Genomic DNA, 21335 nt, shown 5'->3' with positions numbered 1-21335 from the left:
AATAAATAAAAAAACCATCAAAATTTCTATTTTCTGATGATTTTCAAAGTTAGTTATTTTTTTAGAAAAATCTACTATGCCAACTTTCTTCAGCAGGAACTTCCCAAAATTCTTCAAATTCACCTTTCGTATTTATCAAATTATTGAAAACAATAGTTTTTGAAGTAACGGCTTTTTCCTTCGCCATTTTTTTGAAATCGATAAGTGTTTTATGCGCAATGTGTTCTCCCATTTTGTAGGTAACGTTCATTTTGTCTAGTAATTCTATTTGAAATTCTTGTTCCAATTGTTGAATAAAATGTACTGAAGCATCTATAGAACAACCCGTTGCGTTTTGTACTTCTTGATTGACAGCAAAAATGATAAATCGGTTATATTTTAAAAGAAAAGAAGCTTCTAAACTTGTCCCGTGTGCTGCCCAATTTTCAACAAATTCTTCGCATTTTGAAGTTATAACAATCACTTCATCGTCAGCTAATTTTCTGTTCGATTGGTAAATCCAAATTTTTGAATCTTCTGGTAAATTTTCGAATGGTGTGTACATTTTTATAAATCTTGAGCATTTGCAATTAATTCTGCAATATCCATTACCTGAACAGAGCTTTCTTTTTCTTTATTTTTGATACCGTCTGTTAGCATGGTATTACAAAATGGACAACCAGCAGCAATAATTTCAGGTTGCGTTTCTAAAGCATCTTCTGTTCTTTCGATGTTGATGTCTTTATTTCCTTTTTCTGGTTCTTTAAACATTTGTGCACCACCAGCACCACAACATAATCCGTTAGCGCGAGAACGTTTCATTTCGACTAACTCCGCATCTAATTTTTGGATTAAATCCCTTGGCGCTTCGTAAATATTGTTAGCACGCCCTAAATAACAAGGGTCGTGAAACGTAATGCGTTTGCCTTTAAATTGTCCGCCTTCAATAGTAAGTCTCCCCGAATCTAATAACGATTTTAGAAATTCCGTATGATGAACCACCTCGTATTTTCCACCTAATTCTGGATACTCATTTTTAATGGTATTGAAACAATGTGGACAAGCGGTAACTATTTTCTTTACTTCATAGGCATTCATGACTTCAATATTCATCATAGCTTGCATTTGAAATAAAAATTCATTTCCAGCACGTTTAGCGGGATCGCCTGTACAACTTTCTTCTGTACCTAAAACCGCAAAAGGAACGTTTGCTCTATTTAATATTTTAACAAAAGCTTTTGTTATTTTTTTGGCTCTATCATCAAAACTTCCCGAACAGCCTACCCAAAATAAAACTTCAGGCGCTTGTCCTTGTGCCATCATTTCGGCCATTGTAGGTACTACTAAACTTTCTGACATAGTCGTGTTGATTTTATGTGTTTTTTTTTAGAAACTATTCTAAATATATTAATTGCTTAATTCATCATCAAAAACTTGGATAGTTACATCTTTTTCAATTAAATCTGTAAACTTTCCATTGTATCGTGTTGCTTTAACTAAATGATTGTCAATCCAGTGGTAATTTCCACCACGAGGTTTTCCCATAACCATTCCGTGGTATTTGAAGCCGTGTTGCTTTAACCAAGCTTCAGTAACAGCTCTATGATCTTCAGTACGTGACGTGAAAAAGAAAATAACATGACCTTCATCATACCATTTATTTAATGTTACTAAGGCATCTGGATACACATTTGCTGTTGCCATTCTTTCTGGTTCTTCATTTGGAATATCATCGCAAACGGTTCCATCGATATCAATAAGATAATTTTTTATTCCTTCAGGTAAAACAGGACTTAAATACGCTCCATTTACTTTTAATTCTTGTAATTTTCCGTCAATTTCTTCTTTTTTCATGCTTATTATTATTTCATTGATTTAAATAACTTATTATTTTCCATTTCAATATCTTTTTCTTTTTCGATATCTTTAAAAATCTTATCAAAATTACCTTTAAAATTTGATTTTAAATCTTTTACACCTAATTTTTCAAGACAATATAAGAAATTATGTATGGATTTTTCTTGCGTTTTTTCATTATTTCCATAGCTTGCAGTTAGCCAAAACAATTGAGCAGCAAAATCATAAACACCTAAATCTGTTGCAATTTCAGCATATTTATAAACGTCAGTTAAAAAGTTTTTATCCTCTTTAAATAATTCAGCAATTTCTAATCTTCTAAAAAACAAATAACCTTCTTTTGGAGTACTTGCTCTAACATCCATATTGTACAATGGATTGTGTTTGTAAATTTCAATTTTAGATATATCCCAATTTTCTCTACTATTTACAGCAATTTTCTTTTCAGCAATTTGTTTTGCGTTTTCTGAAAAATATTTTTCATATAAACACCAAGATGAATTTGGGTAAATCTTTAAAATATTATTGTAAAAATCAATAGCTTTTTGAAATTCTCCATTATCGTGAAAAACAATTCCTTTTTCTATCTCATTATTTAATTCCTCATTAAATAAATTGATTCTTGCTTTCATTTCATTTATATAAGAAGTTGCCATTGATTCCTTATCAGCAAATGCTTCAAAAATTTCAAGATATTTATATGCGTAATCTAATTCACCTTGAGATATTAAAGCAAAAACTTTAGTAACTGGAAATAACAAATTTCCTTTCGACATTTCTAAAGTACCAAGCCAGTAATTAGGGTTTAAACTCGTTAATTTATATACATCAACATTTTCATTGAATTTGGTATTTTGTAAAATCTTACCAAAATTTTGAACTCCATGAAATTTGTCTTCAACATTTATTTGAAAAGCGGCAAATACAGGAAGAATACTATTCGCAAATTCTTTATTTAATCTTAATTTTTCTTGCAAAGAAGCTGCCTTATAATTCTTAATTCTTTGCATAACAGGATTTACAAAATCGGGAAAATCAACTATATCTCCTTTACCATCAGTATTTAAAGAGATAAACATTGGGAAATCTAAAATTTTTGTATTCTCAATTTTTAATTTCAACAAATCATTCATTACTTTTTCTTCAAAAGAAGCTTCTAACTTTGGATTTGAAAAAAACTGATACATTGGATTACCTGAAACATGAACATTAATAAATAATCCTATTTTTTGCGTTGAGGGAATAGTCTTAAAATTGGTGTTAAAATATTCAATTATTTGACCAACCGATTTAATAAATTTATCCTGATCAACATTTACATCTGCAATTTTATCATTCTCAATTAGATTAAATGTCAAATTAGATTTATCTTCCTGAGAAAGAGAAACATTAACAAATAATAAGATTACAATAGAAAATATATTTTTTAACTTCATTTGATTTGTTTGAATCGTAATTAATTTACGTTTTTATGCTTCGTTTCTCCAGTTTAGTCTATCTTGTTGATTGTATTGCCATGGTGCGCCGTTATTTTCAATATTGGTCATTACGGCATTTAATTCCATTGGTGCAGCACTTTGTTCCATCACTAAATAACGTCTCATATCCATAATAATAGATAATGGACTAATATTGATTGGACATTCTTCCACACAAGCGTTACAAGACGTACAAGCCCAAAGTTCTTCTGGTGTAATGTAGTCGTTTAATAACGATTTGTTATCTGGAATAAAAATACCTTTATTGGCGTCGATATTTTTTCCAACTTCTTCTAATCTGTCACGTGTATCCATCATGATTTTACGTGGTGATAATTTCTTACCAGTTGTATTTGCAGGACATGATGAAGTACATCTACCACATTCGGTACACGTATAGGCATTTAATAATTGTACCCAATTTAAATCTTGAACATCTGAAGCACCAAATTTAGCTGGAACCGCATCTGGATTAGCAGGTGCAGCAAACGGATCGGCATTTGGATCCATCATTAATTTTACTTCATTTGTTACACTTTCTAAATTATCAAATTTTCCTTTTGCATTTAAATCGGCAAAATAGGTGTTTGGAAACGCTAATAAAATATGTAAATGTTTAGAAAAGTATAAATAGTTTAAGAAAGCAATTACCATAACTAAATGTCCCCACCATCCTACTCTTTCTAAGATATGCAAGGCACTTTCACTCATCCCACCAAATAAAGCGGGACCTAAATATTTCGAAATTGAAAAATTAAATGAACCAATTCCTTCATAATGAGATTTTCCCAACGAATATAACACTTCATCTGTTCCATTCATTGTGAAAATACAAGTTACTAAAACTATTTCCATAATTAATATTAAGTTGGCATCTTTTGTTGGCCAACCTAACATTTCTGCTTTATTGAATCGTGGTAACTTTAATAAATTTCTTCTGGATAAAAAGGCCAAAGTAGCCACTAAAGCTAATAAGGTAAGGATTTCTATAAAACTTATTAAAAAAGTATAAAATCCACCTAAACCCGTTTTAAAAAAACGATGTGTACCGAAAAGTCCGTCTACAATAATTTCTAATAACTCAATTTGAGTGATAATAAATGCAGCATATAAGGTAAAATGCAGTAAAGCAGGAATAGGTCTGGTAAACATTTTTTTCTGTCCCAAAGCAATTAATGCCATATTTTTCCAACGTGCTGAAGCATTATCAGTTCGGTTTACTTTCTGTCCTAATTTAATATTTCGTATTATTTTTTTAACATTTTTTACAAAAAAGCCAACACCTATTATTAGGGTAACTGCAAAAATAATATTTGATAAAAAACTCATAAATTTAGTTTTTAGGTTGTTCTATATTTTGTTCTGTTGCTGGTGCTACATAAGGTTTGTTTTTCTTTCCGAAAACACTCACATTAACATAACGGGTAGGATTTAAACGTAAATCTTGCAAAAGTAATTCCAATTCTTTTGATGTTTTAGTTAGATTGGTATACATGGCATCATCAGTTAACAATTTACCCATTGAACCTTTTCCTTGTTCTAAATTAGCCATAATCCCGTTAACATTGGTTAAAGTAGCTTCTAGTTTTTTGACTGTTGCTCCTAAATTGGCTTTTTCTAAAGAAGTTGTCATAGTATTTAAATTACCAGATGTTTTTTCGAAATTAGATAAAGTGGTATTTAATTTCGATTTATTTTCTGATAAAATTTCATTTGCATTTTTAGAAATTTGACTAAATTCAGACATTGTCAATTCTAAAGAAGCTATGGAAGCCTTTAATTTTTGCTGCGTAGAAGCGTCTAAAGTAGCATTCAAATTTTCGATTAACTTATTTGCATTTTCTAATAAAACTTCAACTTTATCTTTTACTGGTCCGATTTGATTGGCTAATTCGTCTGTTAATCCTAATTTGTTAGATGCTTTAAGAACATCACCAGATTGCGTATAATTTGTATCTGAAAAGTTATTTATAATTGCAATTTCTCTACCTCCAATTAAACCAGAATCCATAATTTGTGCTTCGCTTGATTTGGCAATTTTAATTTGTTCGTTAGTAATTACTATTTCTACTTTCATTTTACCATCTGGTAACATTTCAATAGCATTTACTTTTCCTATAATCAATCCGTTTATAGTTACTGGTGCTGCTTCAACTAAACCTGCCACATTATCATATACAGCGTATAACTTAGTACTAGTATCAAATAAATTTTTACCTTTTAGAAATGCAAAACCCCAGTAAAACAATACTATAGATAAAATAACTAAAACAGCAACTTTAATTTCTTTTGTGATTTTCATATGGGCTAAATATACTTATACTTCAGATTTGGTGAATGCTTTTAAACAAAACAACAATTAAAAATTGTTGTGTGTTATAAAGACACAAAAATAACATTATTTATTTGATTGCCTCGCTTAATTTAATTTTTTTACCATTTTTTATAGGCACAATAAACGAAGAAGTATATCCTTTTGCTTTCGCTTCTTCTAATAATTGTTTTGCTTTGGTATAAGATGAAGTGCTACCATAAAAGTATTTGTAAATGGTAGTTCCTTTTTCAACGGAAATGTTATTTAATCCTTTAAAGTTTTTAGGCAAGGTTTCTAAATTTTTAGCACTTGCAGAAATTTGTATCTTAAAAGTAACACCTTCCACAGCTGTTTTATTTTCTGAAGATTGCTTCGGATCTACTTTCTTTGGGTCTACCTTTTTTGGGTCTTCTTTTTTAACTGTTGTCTTTTTGGATTCTTCTTTCTTAACAGTAGTAGCCGTTTCTGTCTTAAAAAAATCATCTCGATATCCTAAAATAGCTTTAGAAATAGCTTCTGCTAATTTATTTTGTCCATCTTCCGAATTTAAAAAAGCACCTTCCGGTTTGTTAGATACAAATCCCATTTCAATAAGCACACGAGGCATAATTATTTTTCGTAAAACTAAAAATCCGGCTTGTTTTACTCCCCTATTTTTACTTGTTGTGAATTTTGTAAACGCTTGTTGTACTTTACCTGCAATATCTATACTCTGTTGAATATTTTCTTCTTGCATAATGGAAATTCCCATTACGGATTCTGGAGATTTTGGATCAAATCCATCATATTTTATTTTATAATCGCTTTCTAAAGTAACAACGGCATTTTCCTTTTTGGCTACTTCCAAATTGGCTGCATTTCGGGTAACTCCCATTACATAAGTTTCATTTCCTGATGCTTCTTGGTTGTCATTTGCATTACAATGCATAGAAACAAATAAATGTCCTTTTGATCGATTAGCGATATTGGCTCGTTCGTTTAATTCAATAAAAACATCCGTTTTTCTGGTATAAACTACTTCTATATTTGATTCTTTAGCTAAAATTTCTCCTACTTTAAGAACCGTATTAAGTGAAATTTTCTTTTCAATATTTCCATGATAGGTAGCTCCATAGTCTTTACCACCATGTCCAGCATCTAAAACTACTTTGAATTTTTTAGTTTGTGCATAAAATGATACAGAAAACAAGCAAAATAATAGTACTATCGATTTTTTCATAATTCTAATTTGGTGTAACAATAAAAGCAGATGCAAATCCTTTTTGTTTGGCTTCAGCTAGAAATTTTTTACACGATTCTAGGGTTCCTTGTCCGTAAAAATATTTATAACCACCGTTTACTTCTATCATGGTTACATTTGCCAAACCATTAAAGTTTTCCGGCGTTAAATCAAGTTTCTTAGTACTATAACTAATTTGTACTTTATATGCTAACTCATCAGGTATTAATGATTCAGGAGCTGCATCAACTACTTTAGTTGTATCCACAGCAGTTTCCACAACAGGCAATTCTTCTACAATTACTGGTTCTTTAATTTGTAATACATTTGGTGGTGTATTCGTACCTCTTACATTATTTTTATATTCAATAATTGAGCGTGCAATAATTTGAGAGTAATTTGATTTACCTTCTTCTGATTTCATATATTTGGATTCTTGCACATTACTTAAAAAACCCAATTCTATTAAAACACCAGGCATTACAGTAGCATCTAATACCCAAAGCGGTTGTTGGTGCATACCTAAGTCTTTTCTTTGCAAAGAATTTTTAAAATAACTTTGTACCGTACTTGCAAAATTAATACTTTGCATTAACGTTTCTTCTTGCATGATGCGTAAGCCAATTTGTGTATTTGGATTATTCGGATCAAATCCTTCATATTTTTCTTTAAAATTATCTTCTAAAGAAATTACCGCATTTTCCGCTTTTGCAATTTCAAAATTCATGCCTGCACGAGACAATCCCATAACTAGAGTCATTGCGCCATATGGTTTTGGAGAAACAGATGAATTACAATGTACGGATACAAATAAATCTGCCTCAAAATCATTCGCAATTTTAGCTCTATCTCTTAAAGGTATGAAAACATCTGTAGATCGTGTATATTTAACATTAAAATCGGGATAAGATTCTAATATTTTTCCAATTCTTAAAACCACATCTAAAGCAATTAGTTTTTCGATACATCCATTTTTTGCTGCACCAGGATCCTTACCACCATGTCCAGCATCTAATATAACTTTAAACTTCTTCTCTTGTGCTATTGAAAAGACAGATAAACAGATAAATATAATTACAAGTACTTTTTTCATTTGTGATTAATTATTTTCGGTTAATTCAAATACGTTATAATTTTATTAAATACTAAATTTTAACAAAAAATATACGTAAGTTTGACCCTTCAAAAACCGAACCATTTTTTACAAAAATAGTATTTATAGATTTGAGTACAAAGATTAATCATATCGTTTTTTTATTTTTTTTTCTAATTGTTAGTAATTTAGAAATTTACAGTCAAAACAGCTCTCAAAAAGATAGCGTGCAACTGAATGTAAATGAATTAGTTGCAACAAAAACAACAATTAAAAGAGATACTACAAAAAAACCATTATTAGAAGGTATCGTAAATCGTAAAGCGAAAGATTATGAACGATTAGACCAAAGAAAAAAAAGATTAACATTATATAATGAGGCAGAACTACATTACCAAGATTTCATACTAAAATCGGGGATTATTGTTTTGGACTACGAAAAAAACGAAGTGTATGCTGGAAGACTTAAAGATAGTGCTGGTGTATATTCTCAATTTCCATATTTCAAACAAGGTGAAAATATTATCGAACCTGATTCTATACGATTTAATACAAAAACTGGAAAAGCACAAATTTGGAATGCACGAAGTAAACAAGGTGAAATGATTCTAAGATCTGAAGTTTCAAAAAGAGAAAATGATTCGGTTATTTTTTTTAAAAATGCCCGTTTTACTACATCTGAAAACAAAGAAAATCCAGAATATTATTTCTTAGCATATAAAGCTAAATTGGTACCAAAAAAGAAATTTGTAACTGGATTAACTCATATGTTTATTGCGGACGTTCCTACTCCTATTGGTGTGCCTTTTTCATTTTTTCCGATGACCAATAAAAATACGTCTGGAGTAATTATGCCAGCACCTGGACAAAATAACGAAAGAGGTTATTTTCTTCAAAATGGAGGGTATTATTTTGCTCTAAGTGATTATTATGATTTGGCCATTTTAGGTGATTATTATACCAATGGAAGTTATGCGCTTCGTTCCGAAACTTCCTATGCCAAGAAATACAAATTTAGCGGAAATTTTCAAGTAAGGTATGAAAATCAGGTGTTGGGGGAAAAAGGTTTTCCGGGTTATGCTCGAACCAATCAGTATAATATTCAATGGTCGCATAGTCAAGATGCTAAAGCTTCTGCAAATTCTAGATTTTCATCTTCCGTAAATTTTGGGAGTAGTAAATATTTTCGACAATCCTTAAATATTGTAAATGTTGGTTCTAATTTAAATAACACCTTAAGTTCCTCAATTAGTTATTCCAAAACAGTACCAATTGTACCTTTAGTGAATTTTTCTGTAGCCGTAACGCACAATCAAAATACAAATACAGAAATTGTAAATTTAACTTTACCATCATTTAATGCGAGTGTTGACAGAATTTTTCCTTTTGCAAAACAAGATGGAATAAAGAAAGGAATTTTTCAGAATATTAATTTTCAATATGGATTAAAAGGAGATAATAGAATTTCTACAAAAGAAGAATTTCTATTTAAATCTCAAATGTTTGATACTGCAATAGCTGGTTTAGCACATACTATTCCTATTTCTACAAATTTTAAAATTTTTAAATATTTTAGTGTTACAGCAGGTACTGCATTTGCGGAAAACTGGGTGTTTAACACCAATGAAAAAATATTTAATACTAGCACGAATAAAGTAGAAATAGTAAGAAAAAACGGTTTTGATTCCTACCGAACTTATAATTTTTCTTCTAGTATTGGAACCACTATTTATGGAACGTACACGTTTAAAGAAACCAATAAAATACAAGCCATAAGACATTTAATTCGACCAAGTATTTCATATGGTTATACGCCAAGCTTTGAGCGCTATTACGACCAATATCAAGATAATTTAGGAAATTATATTAGTTATAGTAGGTTTGAAAATACATTATTAGGTGCGCCTGGTTTAGGCGTTGCAAATTCAATTGGTATCGGTATATCCAATTCGTTAGAAGCAAAAGTATTAGACGCGGCAAGTAAAAATGGTGGTACTAAAAAGATTTCCTTATTAAATCAATTTAATTTTTCTACTAGTTACAATTTTAATGCAGAAGAATTTAAATTAGAACCAATTAGTTTAATTGGTGGAACTTCATTATTTGATAATAAATTAGGTGTCAATTTTGGGGCCCGTTTTGACCCATATGATTTAGATAGGAATAACCAGAGAATTAATGAATTCAGCATAAACAATGGAAACGGTTTAGCAAGAATGACAAGTTCTAACATTACCTTAAGCTATTCGGTAAGTAGTAATGATTTTAGTACTGAAAAAAAATCAAAACAAACGGTTCAAAACGGAGGTCGTGATGATGATTTATTTGGTTCTGCAACTGATTTAAGCAATCAAGATGAAAGTTTATTTAAAAAGAACGAAGCAAAAAAACAACAAACCGAATTATATAACTTTAAATTTCCATGGGATTTACGTTTAGCCTATTCACTTACTTATAACAACACAACAAATCAAAGAGAAATTACAACTAATTCGCTAATGGTTTCTGGGAACATTGATTTGGCTGTAAAATGGAAAATGGGATTTTCATCTGGTTATGATTTTGCAGGTAAAGGAATTACAACAACACAATTACGTTTTGAAAGAGATTTAGAAAGTTGGCGAATGAGTTTTAGTATGGTCCCAATTGGCAATTCCTATTGGAATTTCTTTATTGGAATAAAATCTTCTATGTTAAGTGACATTAAATGGGATAAGCAAAAATTACCAGATGCTAGATTGCGAAATTAAGAAAATAGTTTAATGAAAGTAAATAGAACAAAAAATTTAACTTATAAAATCTTGGTTTTTTTTTATAATAATTATATTTGAATATAATATAAAAAAATAGCGTTTCGCTTTACAAATTTCTATCAGAGAAAACGACCATATTTAAAGTATTAAAGGAAAAGTAAAAATTGAAACGATTACGATATACGTGGGCGTTCTCTTTTCTATTTACTACCGCCTTTGGTCGGGCACTCTGAGAAAGTTAAGTTGAATAGCCCACGTTGTCTTTTAAAAATCGTAATAAAATGAAACAACTCAAACAAATCTTAATAAGAGGGCATAGTCCTACAAAAAACCATTTTAAACCATTATTAACAATTAAACCCAAAATTATTATGAAAGCTGTTAAATTATTTATTGTTGTAACATTATTATTTGTATTTAAGACTTATGGACAACTTGACAAAAACACATGGCTGGTTGGGGGAAGTGGAAGTTACAGACAATATAATTTTGAAAATGACTATATTCTTCAAGCTACATCTGAAACTATAAATTATAAAGCTAAATCAAAAAATATTTATGCTAATATTAAAATAGGCTATTTTTTTTATGACAAATTTGTTATCGGCTTATCTCCTTCTGTAAATTATTATAATAGCAAGGTAGAGATTTCGGATAGTCGTGTTTTTTCTTCATCTTATAGTATTGGTCCTTTCGCAAGATATTATTTTTTAGATAAAGAAAAAAAAATAAATATTTTTTCAGAAGTTAGTTATGCTACTGGAAAAATAAATCCATTTAAGGGCGAAAAAATTGATAAAGGTAAATCTAATAGAATTAATATTAATTTAGGAACTGAAGTTTTTTTTAATGATTGTGCTGGAATAGAATTCTTACTTGGATATCAAAGCCTAAATAATAAATTCAATAATAATAATCAAGGAAACATAAAAGAAAACGGTTTAATTTTTATGATTGGATTTCAATTACATTTAGAAAAAAAATAATTACAAATTAACAAATACTATAAAACATGAAAAAAATAATATTTACTGATAAAGCTCCAGCACCTATAGGACCCTATAATCAAGCTGTTTTGGTTGGAAACATGTTATATACTTCAGGACAAATTGCTATTAACCCATTAACAAACGAATTGGTTTTAGAAGATATTGAAACTGAAACCAAACAAGTTATGGAAAACTTAAAAGCGGTTTTAGAAGCTGCAGAAATGAGTTTTGAAAACGTAATAAAAGTGTCTATTTTTATTAGCGACATGAATAACTTTTCAAAAATAAATACCATTTACGGAGCTTATTTTAATGAAGCAACTGCACCTGCAAGAGAAACCGTTCAGGTGGCTTGTTTACCAAAAAATGTGAATGTTGAAATTTCAGCTATTGCGGTTAGATAATTATAAAAATATTCTATATTTATCGAACCCAATACCAAATAATACCAGGATTTGCTGCATAACCTCCTATAGTTCCTATCCAAGGCGCAGGACTATAATAGACATTATTAGCAATTAAAGTACCCCACCAATTTCCCGAACCACTAGCTAAAGAATAGAATCCGGTATTCGCACCCACATAGCCATACCAAGGCATGCGTTGAGAAATTCCATCATTATTTGAATTATAACTCCAACCTCCATAATTTGCATTCAATGTAATGTTAGAATTTGCATTACTCGTACTAGTAAAACTGTAGGCAGCATTAGCAGTCCAAATCCCTCCAAAACTGTTTCTGGTGTATGCATCAATCATGTATTGAAAGCCACTTGCACTTTTTTTAATATAATCTGCCCATTTTATGATTGAATAATTAGCAGTTGAAGTACTAATTATATCTGCATTTGTTGTAAATGGATTTTGGGCGTTTAAATCGATGGTATTTGCTAAAGTCCAACCCACATAAGATGAGTTTTTTAATATTAAGGTCCAACCACCGCCATCGGTAGTCATATCGGCATAAATTTTAATCGGAACTCCTCCATTAATATTTGCATTTTTTATCCAATAAAAACCATCCTGCGAATTGGGGTAATCTTGTTTAATTTGATAGGCACTTGAAGAAGCTGTTTCAGGACTTAATCCAGAATTATCAGGATAAAATCGTTGTTTTGAAGCGTTGAAATTATTTGTGATTTCTTGTTGAGATAATTCTCTATTGTAAATCTTAAAACTAGCTACATTTAAATTCATTAACCAATTCAAATCATTTCGCCAACCTGAAATTCTTCCTGAACCTGAATTGAAATTGGCATTGGTAGAATTAAAACCACTATATACTTGAGACAAAGATGTTTGATTAATACCATTTACGTATATCTTGTTATTGCTGACAGAACCTGCATTCATTATAAAAACGAGATGTTTCCAAACCCCTTCTATTCCTAAATTTTCTACTCTTGTAGTCGTTAATCCGAATAAATCTCCGCTTGAAGTATTAAATCCAATAGCCCCTGCTTTAGTCCAAACATCATATAAGCCAAAACCAAAATACATCGAACCGTTGGGTGCATTCAACGAATTCGTTTTTACCCACATATCTACAGTTACAGCACTAGTACTTCCAATATTTGCATTAAAATTGGCATAACTAGAGGTGCCATTAAATACAATTGAACCGCCACTAGCCGAGTTAAATGCCGTGGATGTCAAAGTCACATTTGATCCATTACCTGATAAATCATTCCAAGTCGTTCCTGAGCCATTGTAACTTGCTGTGTTGCCTGCATCCAAATGTAAAACCAAACCAGAATTGGACAAGCAAGTTATAGATACACTTCCGTCACCTGTTGTATTCATAGTACCAAAGGAATAGTTACCAGAACTTGATTTGGTTGCCCCACCTGCGCCACCGCCAGTTGCTGCACCACCACCTGCGCCACCGCCACCGCCGTACCATCCAGCTCCGCCGCCTCCGCCGCCGTTCCAACTGCCTATACCTGAATCTGTACCAGCGTTACCACCATTAATATCGTTTCCATTTCCTCCTATTGTAGTTGGGGTAGCATCAAAAGGTTCTCCACCCAATCCAGCTGCAGACGTTGTAGCGGCATAACCATATTGATATCTTCCATTAGTAATGTAAGCATTTTGTGAAACCGTTGGTTCATTTCCAGGACTGGATGAACCTAACGCTGTATTTCCAGCATTACCTCCAGTGTAATCTGATCCAATTGAAATTCCAGCACCACCACCGCCACCGCCGGCTATAACAAGCGCATTGGTAATAGCTGGAGAAGAAGAAATAAATACACCAGACAAACCTCCGCCGGCGCCACCATAATTAGTTCCCGAACCTCCGCTTCCTCCAAAACCATATTTGGCTATAGATGACTGACCTGGAAAACCTCCTACCACAACATATAAAACCTGTCCAGGTGTTACATTTAGGGTAGTCGTAATATTAGCACCGGCTCCTCCAACTTGTCCTCTTCCTCCGGTTCCGCCTTTGGCTCCTAAAGCATTGACTTGAATTGAGGTAACTCTATTTGGAACTACAAATTTTTGAATAGCACCAGTATATTTAAATGAATAAGAAGTAGGGAGTTGTGGTTTTTTTACCGCTAAATTTTGAAATGCAGATTGTGCGTTCAAAAAAATTGAACTAAATAACAATAAAAATATGAAAATTTTTAATCTCATTAGAAAATGGTATCACCAAAAACATAACCAACATTGGTGCTATTCATTACTAATCCAATAACACTATTTGTCGTTCTTGTACTTAACCCACTTGCTGAATTTAATGTTGTTCCATTCCCAGAAAAAGTAATTGTACCAGCACCCGTTTGAATCAATTGGCAACTAAAACCAATAGGTAAAGTAGGAACAGATACGGTTACAGTTGAAGCAGAATTAATAAAAAACAATTTATTATTGTCAGAAGCTGCTAAACTAAAACTAGCTGATTTTGTTTCAATAACTAACCCTCCAGAAATTTGAATCCAAGCGGTTCCATTCCAATAATAATAACCTGGAACTACGTTATTTGGAGTTGTTCCTGATGTTGCGGTATTATAAATTAGTAAACCAGCTGCAGTTGCCAATTCAGTTGTTCCTGACAAACCTGTCACGGGTGCAAAAACATTAGCTGCTGTTAATGCAACTCTCGGAGGCAAAAACCCTTTATTTGTAGATGTTATATCTAATTTTGCCGAAGCATTAGGCGTAGTGGTACCAATACCTGTTTGGGCATTTGCAGTACTCACAAATAGTATGATAACTACTATTTCAACTATTTTCTTTATCGTATCCATATTTGATGATAAGTATTGTATGTATAACTATTTAGAAAATCATCAACTTCCCAGCGGGCACCACCTCCTCTAATTCCCCAATGGTAGGTACCTGATAGGTACATTGGGAAATTGGTCATTGCAATAGTACCTTGATCACTTATATAATGTGCCGTACTCGCTGGTAGAAAGGCTGAATGTCCAGTCAAGGATGTAAAACTTGTGGCAATTCCAATCATGCTACCTGTTCCTGTTTTAAAATAACTTATAGTGTTGGCATTAAAAGTTTTAAAGTGTATGACACGGGTATGTAAAGATGTTTTTCCATAAAAACGTAATTCTGTAAAGTTGAATTTTGTTAAATAAGCTGGCGTTACATGTCCCCAAGTTGTCGCACTGGCTTGTTCATCGACTCCCAAAGTTGTTGAACCTAAGAGTGGCAATGTGTTTGATTTTTCAACCAATAGAGGATTCGTTCCACCAAGATGTAAATAATTTAATACCAAAGTCCATCCTCCGCCGTCGGTAGTCATATCACAATAGCAAGCGGTGGCTGGAGTTGCCCCTGCGGTTCCATCAGGATCAATTACATAAACTCCATCCGTGGCATTTGGGAAATTCGTTTTAATTTCATTGCACGATTTAAAAATATCATCACGTAATAAAACACCTAACCGCATGGAGGCATGTCCGTAAACACCGTTCAAGTTAGGAGTAACTCGAACATAACGACCGTACATGACATTGGGAAAATTAGTGTATTTCTTAGTATTAGAGTCGGTATTCAATGTTAGGCTGGAGGCTGCGGTTGACCAATTGATATTGTCTGTACTTACTTCTACTTTTGCATTAGTTACCCATTGTGCAGCATTTGCGCGACCCTGTGTAACAATTCCTTGTAACCATCTCGGACTTTTAAGGTCGTATTGTAAATAATCAGTACCATTATTTGTAGATCCTGCAGACCAACCTTGATAGGAATCTATCCAAGGGGTATAATGTGCTGCACCAAAAGATTCATTAACCCAAGAAGATGAAGCCGACCAGTTCGTTTGAAAACTGAACGATTCTGATGGTGGAGTTGGGTTCATACTTGTTGCTGGAACCCATTTACTGTTACTTCCCGATAAAACTAGTTTTCCATTATCAGAAAAAATTATTTTATTAGAATATACTTGATTAATATTCGACGGGATGGTAATGGTATGTCCATTCTCAATAGTGTTAGTTCCGGTTAAATTTGACGGACTTGTCCAACTGGATGTATTGGTATACGTTCCATTTCCTGCACTATTTGTCGAAGTTTGAGCGACAACAGTAACTATTTGTAATAAAAGTAAAAAAACTATTGATTGTTTCATTATTTGCAATTTACTTTTTTTCAGTTAGTTCCTTTACTTTTTGTTGTAATTGTTCAATTTGTTTTTGTTGTTCTTTAATTGCCTCAACAAGTAGGGCTACAACTTTATCGTATTGAACCGATTTAAATCCTTCTGTGCTATTTTCAGTTTGAACTACTTCAGGAATAACTTGTTCGACTTCTTGTGCTATAAAACCAAGTGCTCGATTTTCACTAAACATTCTGCTGGGAAATTCTTTGGTTTTCCAATCAAATGTAACGCCTTGCAATTTTAGTACTTTTTGTAATGGGTTTTCAATAGGTAAAATATTGGTTTTAAATCGACTATCTGATGAACCGGCAATTGAATTGGCAATGATATCTCCAGCTACTTGTAAGCGTACCGTGGGATTAGAAGTTCCCATACCAATGAATCCGTTTTCTTTAATAATTATTCCATTTGCCTCAGTTGTATTAAAAATTCGCAAACGTGCTTCTGCTGCGCTTGTACCATATTGATCGATAATCCAATCAGCCGTAGAACCAACTAATGATTTTTTAATATTTATTTGTCCTCCTTCAAAGCTACCAGTAGTTGGGTAAAGAGTAATTTCACCAGGAATTGTACCTGTAGCATTTCCAATAGTTAAGGTGCTTATAGGGGCAGTATTTCCAATTCCAACTAATCCTAAAGAATTAATACGAAATCGTTCAGAATTATTAGTATTAAAAATTAATGAACCCGAGGCATTCTGACTTGATATTGTTAAATCATTTACATTTGCAGACGGAAAACCTATCCAACCAAATCGCGTGGAAGCCCCTTGAGGAAAAAATTCCATATAGGTATGATCTGTACCTTCTAAACGAAAAGTGGCTCCATTAGATTTTACATGAAGTTTTGTAGCCGGCGTAGTTGTACCTATTCCGGTTTGAGCAAAACCAAATAAACTTGAAAGTAACAATAAAAAAAATATTTTTTTCATATTATCGAATATAAATTTCTACTCTAGCAGAACGGTTAATTCCTCTAACGTTATCACAGCAAGCAACAAAATCTCCTGCAGAAACATTGCCATAAGCCATACCGATACCAGTATATACATCATTGGATTGCTGATTTCCATTAGGGTATAAACCTCCACCGTTTTCATTCCAACCGAAACCCCATCGATTGGTTCCTAAGGAATTTAAATTATAATTAAAGCCATAAAAACGAACATCAACTTGAGATGAGAAAGCAGTTCCTTTTCCAGCAAAATTATTGGCATCACCAAAAAATAAATTATTAGCTAAACTGAAAAAGTTAATTGGAGTTATACGAATACCATTATTAAAATTGTTTTGTAACCAACACCAAACGTTGTAAGAACCATTAGTGTTCACACTTCCACCAGTTGAACTTCCATTATAATTCCATGGAATATCGGGCCACAATGCCATAATATCTTTGGCATAATAATAATTCATCGTATTGAACTTTGCATCACCATTATTTCTATTTGTTTCAGCAGAATTTAAAGTATTCACTGCTGTCCAATAGGAACTTGAATAATTAAATGTTGTTCCAGTAGTTGCTTTCATTGCCATCATCCATCCGCCCCCGTTTACTGCTGGGTTCAATAAACAATACACTTGGGTAGGTCCTACATAAGGCAAATTAATCCAATACACCCCATCGGTATTATTACCAAAAGCCGTTTGAAGGTATTTTGCACTAGGCGCTGCTTTTGCTGCAGAGCTTCCGTCCATAACAGGTTCTGAAATTAATTCTTGCAAGTTCTGTGTCCAACTCTGATAATAAGTAGACGCTGGATACACACTTGCATACGAACTTGGCGCACTGTTTTGAATTGGCGATTTCCAATAGAATCTCAAGCCATAGCCACCAGCACCTTGTTGCATGCGTATTTGAAACGAATAGGGTTTTCCAGCAGTCATATACATAATGGCTGTATGAGTTCCTAAAGTTGGAACGGCTTGACCTGCATAATTACCAATCAATTGCGATCCATCAATATATAAATCATTAGCATCATCTGACTCCAAAGTAAAGATGTAATTTCCTGTCTCCACAGGTATAAATGTGCCTTGAATTTTAAATGCAAAATAATTTCCGCTATTCGGTAAATTAATACCCAGGGGCGTTAATTCAGCAGCGCTTGTCCAATCTAATATTCTAGCCGAATTGGTTTTTCCAGATTGGATCAGTGTTGTATGCGAATTGGAAGTGTTAAATAATTTATCCATATCCACTAAAGTTAAGGGTACCACAGGGTATTGTATAGCGGTTCCGTTTCCAGCATTTGTGCTATACACCCAATAGTCTAATTGCACTAGCGGTTGTTTGTGCACGGGTTGGTATGTAGCCATCAATTGTGCTTGAACACTTATACTAAAAAGGAATACAATATGGATAAGTATTTTTTTCATACACAAGACTAATTTGACATATCGCCTGATGAAATAAAAACCCCTGCTGCCACACTCACTAAACTCATAATAGCGTGTTGTCCAGCTGTTTTTGTAAAATTATATCGGTTATTCACTGTTCCTCCACCATTAACTAGTGTTACTTGACCAGTTCCGCGTTGCACAATTAGACAATTGAACCCTGATGTTAATGCCGGAACGGTTATTGTTACTGCACTATTACTGGTACAACTTATTATTTTACCATTATCCGTTGCTGCTAACGTGTATGTTGTTCCAGATTGGGTATTTATTTCAGCGCCAAAATTCGTTAATGTTGTAGTTGTTCCGTTTCCAGAAATACTACTGGTAGTAATATTGCTCAAAATAGCTACCCAAGCCGATCCATTCCAATAATAATATCCTGGCGCTACATTATTAGGAGCAGTTCCTGCTGTAGCCGTATTGTATATAAGAAGGCCTGTTGCTGGCAAAGTAACTGGACTTGCTGCATTAGTTGCTGTTAAAGCAATTCGTGGCGGTAAAAAGCCTTGATTAGAAGAAGCAACTTCCAACTTAGCCGAAGGACTTGGTGTAGTGGTACCAATACCCGTTTGGGCATTCCCATTCAGGAATACCAAAAATAAGGCTAAAACAAGTATTACTTTTTTCATATTGAAATACAATCTATTAGAATAAGGCTCTTAATATAATCCAATTCGTACCGTCTGAAATCGCTTTAATCCAGTTGTTTGATGGTTCAACACCAATAGATAAAGTAGTGGCTCCAGTAGTAGTACTATCTGAAATTAAATTTCCTGCTACAGCTGCGATTGAAACTGATACACTAGCAATATTTTTTATCGTAATTTCCCTACCTGCACCAACTGTTACCGCACTTGGTAATTTAATTGTCTTTGAAGTAGCACTTCCAGAATAAACCAATAAATTAGCACTATCTGTTGCTAAAATATCATATGAATCTGTTTTAGATAAAACATCCCCTCCTATATTATTTGACCATTTTGGTACCCCAGCAGCTAAAACTAATACTTGTCCATCTGTTCCTTTTGCTAAACGGGTCCCTGAACCGCTTGTACCTCCATAAATAATATCTCCAGCAGTTGTCATAGGTGACAATGCGTCAAAAGCAGCGGTTTTTGTCGTTTGCCCTGTTCCTCCATTTGCAATTGCAATTGTTGTCCCATTCCAAGTTCCTGTTGCAATAGTTCCTACACTTGTCAAACTCGAACTTACAACATTAGAAGCTAAAGTGTTTCCGGTTAAAGTTCCAGCAGCCGCAGTAACTGTAATATCAGCAGTACCATCAAAATCAACAGTATTAATTTTTCTTGCTGTCGCTAATTTAGTTGCTGTCGCTGCATTACCACCAATATTTAAATTTGTTACTGGTGTAGTAGAAGTAACTACTAATGGTGCAGTTCCAGTAGCTACCGTTGAGGTTAATTGTCCAGTAACACTTAAACTTGTTCCTGTTGCAGCTCCAATAACTGGGGTAACCAAAGTTGGTGAAGTAGCTCTCACAACATCGCCAGAACCTGTTGTGGCAATTTCTTCAATTACTCCTGCTCCAGAAGATACTCGTCCTAAAACTTTATCGGTAGCGCTTACATTTTGAATTTTTGCATATGTTACATTTGCATTTTTAATTTTTGCTGTTTCAACGGCATCATCTGCTAATTTAGCTGTAGTTACATTAGCGTTAGTAATTTTAGCTGTTGTTACCGCATCATCAGCTAACATAGCTGTTATTACTTTTCCTGTTCCAATAGCCGTAACTCCTGCATTTGTAATAGTTACATCTCCTGTTGGCGTTACTTCTGTAGCAACATTAGACGCATTACCTAAATAAATTTTTCCATTATCTAAAGTATTGATAGCTGTAATAGCTGTGGTATTTGTAGTACCAGCAGTGCTTAATGCATCGATTTGTGTTTGCGCATCTGATGCTAATGTACCTATATATTGTAATTCTGTATTAGTTACCGAACCATCAGCCAACTTGGTGGCATCTATTCCTGTAGCTAATTTGGCATTAGTTACATTAGCATTAGTAATTTTAATTGTAGTTACTGCATCATCAGCTAACATAGCTGTTATTACTTTTCCTGTTCCAATAGCCGTAACTCCTGCATTTGTAATGGTTACATCACCTGTTGGCGTTACTTCTGTAGCAACATTAGACGCATTACCTAAATAAATTTTTCCATTATCTAAAGTATTGATAGCTGTAATAGCTGTAGTATTTGTAGTACCAGCAGTGCTTAATGCATCGATTTGTGTTTGTGCATCTGATGCTAATGTACCTATATATTGTAATTCTGTATTAGTTACTGAACCATCTGCTAACTTGGTGGCATCTATTCCTGTAGCTAATTTGGCATTAGTTACATTTGCATTTTTAATTTTTGCTGTTTCAACGGCATCATCTGCTAATTTAGCTGTAGTAACATTGCCGTTAGTAATTTTAGTTGTAGTTACCGCATCAGTAGCTAACATCGTAGTTACTACTTTTCCTGTTCCAATAGCTGTAACTCCTGCATTTGTAATGGTTACATCACCTGTTGGAGTTACTTCTGTTGCCACGTTAGATGCATTACCTAAATAGATTTTTCCATCATCTAATGTTGTGATTCCAGAAG

At 33.0% G+C, this 21335-nt stretch carries 17 protein-coding genes and 1 pseudogene; 3 read left to right on the top strand and 15 right to left on the bottom strand.

Translation table 11 applies throughout. From position 1 onward, the window contains the following. Positions 1–61: 61 nt before the first annotated feature. The 8 genes from KA468_RS07625 to KA468_RS07590 form a co-directional block, all read right to left on the bottom strand. Entirely contained in the window at positions 62–544 is a 483-nt protein-coding gene (locus KA468_RS07625; protein WP_291242348.1) for an ABC transporter ATPase, read from the bottom strand. 2 nt (positions 545–546) lie between these two features. Further along, complete coding sequence (locus KA468_RS07620; protein WP_291242347.1) at positions 547–1338, bottom strand: (Fe-S)-binding protein; 792 nt, start codon at positions 1336–1338, stop codon at positions 547–549. Between the two features lie 48 nt (positions 1339–1386). Beyond that, positions 1387–1833, bottom strand: a complete 447-nt coding sequence (locus KA468_RS07615; protein ID WP_291242346.1) for a phosphoheptose isomerase — start codon at positions 1831–1833, stop codon at positions 1387–1389. Between the two features lie 8 nt (positions 1834–1841). Beyond that, positions 1842–3272: a hypothetical protein gene (locus tag KA468_RS07610; RefSeq protein WP_291242345.1), complete on the bottom strand. Its 1431-nt coding sequence runs from the start codon at positions 3270–3272 to the stop codon at positions 1842–1844. Positions 3273–3305: 33 nt separating this feature from the next. Beyond that, positions 3306–4643 (bottom strand): (Fe-S)-binding protein, encoded by a 1338-nt coding sequence (locus KA468_RS07605; RefSeq protein ID WP_291242344.1) that lies wholly within the window; start codon positions 4641–4643, stop codon positions 3306–3308. 4 nt (positions 4644–4647) lie between these two features. Then, positions 4648–5616 (bottom strand): MlaD family protein, encoded by a 969-nt coding sequence (locus tag KA468_RS07600; RefSeq protein WP_291242343.1) that lies wholly within the window; start codon positions 5614–5616, stop codon positions 4648–4650. A 100-nt stretch (positions 5617–5716) separates the two neighbouring features. After that, entirely contained in the window at positions 5717–6847 is a 1131-nt protein-coding gene (locus tag KA468_RS07595) for an N-acetylmuramoyl-L-alanine amidase (protein WP_291242342.1), read from the bottom strand. A 4-nt stretch (positions 6848–6851) separates the two neighbouring features. After that, the gene (locus KA468_RS07590; protein ID WP_291242341.1) at positions 6852–7940 is read right to left on the bottom strand and encodes an N-acetylmuramoyl-L-alanine amidase; all 1089 of its coding nucleotides are present in this window, start codon (positions 7938–7940) and stop codon (positions 6852–6854) included. 131 nt (positions 7941–8071) lie between these two features. Between KA468_RS07590 and KA468_RS07585 the strand changes: the two genes are divergently transcribed. The 3 genes from KA468_RS07585 (at position 8072) to KA468_RS07575 (ending at position 12086) form a co-directional block, all read left to right on the top strand. Next, entirely contained in the window at positions 8072–10690 is a 2619-nt protein-coding gene (locus KA468_RS07585) for a putative LPS assembly protein LptD (protein ID WP_291242340.1), read from the top strand. A 284-nt stretch (positions 10691–10974) separates the two neighbouring features. After that, a complete protein-coding gene (locus tag KA468_RS07580) occupies positions 10975–11679 on the top strand; it encodes a hypothetical protein (RefSeq protein WP_291242339.1) in 705 nt (234 codons plus the stop codon). A 26-nt stretch (positions 11680–11705) separates the two neighbouring features. Next, the gene (locus KA468_RS07575; protein ID WP_291242338.1) at positions 11706–12086 is read left to right on the top strand and encodes a RidA family protein; all 381 of its coding nucleotides are present in this window, start codon (positions 11706–11708) and stop codon (positions 12084–12086) included. A 19-nt stretch (positions 12087–12105) separates the two neighbouring features. Here the strand turns inward: KA468_RS07575 and KA468_RS07570 are convergent, their stop codons facing one another. From KA468_RS07570 to KA468_RS07540, 7 genes and pseudogenes are all read right to left on the bottom strand, one after another. Further along, positions 12106–14280: a fibrinogen-like YCDxxxxGGGW domain-containing protein gene (locus tag KA468_RS07570; RefSeq protein WP_291242337.1), complete on the bottom strand. Its 2175-nt coding sequence runs from the start codon at positions 14278–14280 to the stop codon at positions 12106–12108. 47 nt (positions 14281–14327) lie between these two features. Continuing rightward, positions 14328–14942 carry a hypothetical protein gene (locus KA468_RS07565; protein WP_291242336.1) on the bottom strand — a complete coding sequence of 205 codons (615 nt, stop codon included), beginning with the start codon at positions 14940–14942 and terminating at the stop codon, positions 14328–14330. Then, the gene (locus tag KA468_RS07560) at positions 14930–16282 is read right to left on the bottom strand and encodes a fibrinogen-like YCDxxxxGGGW domain-containing protein (protein WP_291242335.1); all 1353 of its coding nucleotides are present in this window, start codon (positions 16280–16282) and stop codon (positions 14930–14932) included. The genes KA468_RS07565 and KA468_RS07560 overlap by 13 nt, the downstream gene beginning before the upstream one ends. 10 nt (positions 16283–16292) lie before the next feature. Then, on the bottom strand, positions 16293–17246 hold the full coding sequence (locus KA468_RS07555; protein WP_291242334.1) for a tail fiber domain-containing protein: 954 nt from the start codon (positions 17244–17246) through the stop codon (positions 16293–16295). Between the two features lies 1 nt (position 17247). Beyond that, a complete protein-coding gene (locus tag KA468_RS07550; protein ID WP_291242333.1) occupies positions 17248–18693 on the bottom strand; it encodes a PA14 domain-containing protein in 1446 nt (481 codons plus the stop codon). 8 nt (positions 18694–18701) lie between these two features. Further along, positions 18702–19346, bottom strand: a complete 645-nt coding sequence (locus KA468_RS07545) for a hypothetical protein (RefSeq protein ID WP_291242332.1) — start codon at positions 19344–19346, stop codon at positions 18702–18704. Between the two features lie 16 nt (positions 19347–19362). After that, a pseudogene (locus KA468_RS07540) lies at positions 19363–21335 on the bottom strand (hypothetical protein); the annotation flags it as partial.

Origin of the sequence: Flavobacterium sp. (assembly GCF_017985075.1) — a bacterium.
In the GTDB taxonomy this organism is placed as follows: Bacteria; Bacteroidota; Bacteroidia; order Flavobacteriales; family Flavobacteriaceae; genus Flavobacterium.
The sequence above is the reverse complement of the archived record's forward strand: the minus strand, read 5'-3'. Positions and strand labels throughout refer to the sequence as shown.

Bases quoted from the DNA above. Each gene is read 5' to 3' on its own strand.
- KA468_RS07580 (WP_291242339.1), top strand. From the start codon at position 10,975: ATGAAACAACTCAAACAAATCTTAATAAGAGGGCATAGTCCTACAAAA.
- KA468_RS07595 (WP_291242342.1), bottom strand. From the start codon at position 6,847: ATGAAAAAATCGATAGTACTATTATTTTGCTTGTTTTCTGTATCATTT.
- KA468_RS07610 (WP_291242345.1), bottom strand. From the start codon at position 3,272: ATGAAGTTAAAAAATATATTTTCTATTGTAATCTTATTATTTGTTAAT.
- KA468_RS07550 (WP_291242333.1), bottom strand. From the start codon at position 18,693: ATGAAAAAAATACTTATCCATATTGTATTCCTTTTTAGTATAAGTGTT.
- KA468_RS07555 (WP_291242334.1), bottom strand. From the start codon at position 17,246: ATGAAAAAAATATTTTTTTTATTGTTACTTTCAAGTTTATTTGGTTTT.
- KA468_RS07565 (WP_291242336.1), bottom strand. From the start codon at position 14,942: ATGGATACGATAAAGAAAATAGTTGAAATAGTAGTTATCATACTATTT.
- KA468_RS07560 (WP_291242335.1), bottom strand. From the start codon at position 16,282: ATGAAACAATCAATAGTTTTTTTACTTTTATTACAAATAGTTACTGTT.
- KA468_RS07590 (WP_291242341.1), bottom strand. From the start codon at position 7,940: ATGAAAAAAGTACTTGTAATTATATTTATCTGTTTATCTGTCTTTTCA.
- KA468_RS07545 (WP_291242332.1), bottom strand. From the start codon at position 19,346: ATGAAAAAAGTAATACTTGTTTTAGCCTTATTTTTGGTATTCCTGAAT.
- KA468_RS07605 (WP_291242344.1), bottom strand. From the start codon at position 4,643: ATGAGTTTTTTATCAAATATTATTTTTGCAGTTACCCTAATAATAGGT.
- KA468_RS07625 (WP_291242348.1), bottom strand. From the start codon at position 544: ATGTACACACCATTCGAAAATTTACCAGAAGATTCAAAAATTTGGATT.
- KA468_RS07615 (WP_291242346.1), bottom strand. From the start codon at position 1,833: ATGAAAAAAGAAGAAATTGACGGAAAATTACAAGAATTAAAAGTAAAT.
- KA468_RS07620 (WP_291242347.1), bottom strand. From the start codon at position 1,338: ATGTCAGAAAGTTTAGTAGTACCTACAATGGCCGAAATGATGGCACAA.
- KA468_RS07575 (WP_291242338.1), top strand. From the start codon at position 11,706: ATGAAAAAAATAATATTTACTGATAAAGCTCCAGCACCTATAGGACCC.
- KA468_RS07600 (WP_291242343.1), bottom strand. From the start codon at position 5,616: ATGAAAATCACAAAAGAAATTAAAGTTGCTGTTTTAGTTATTTTATCT.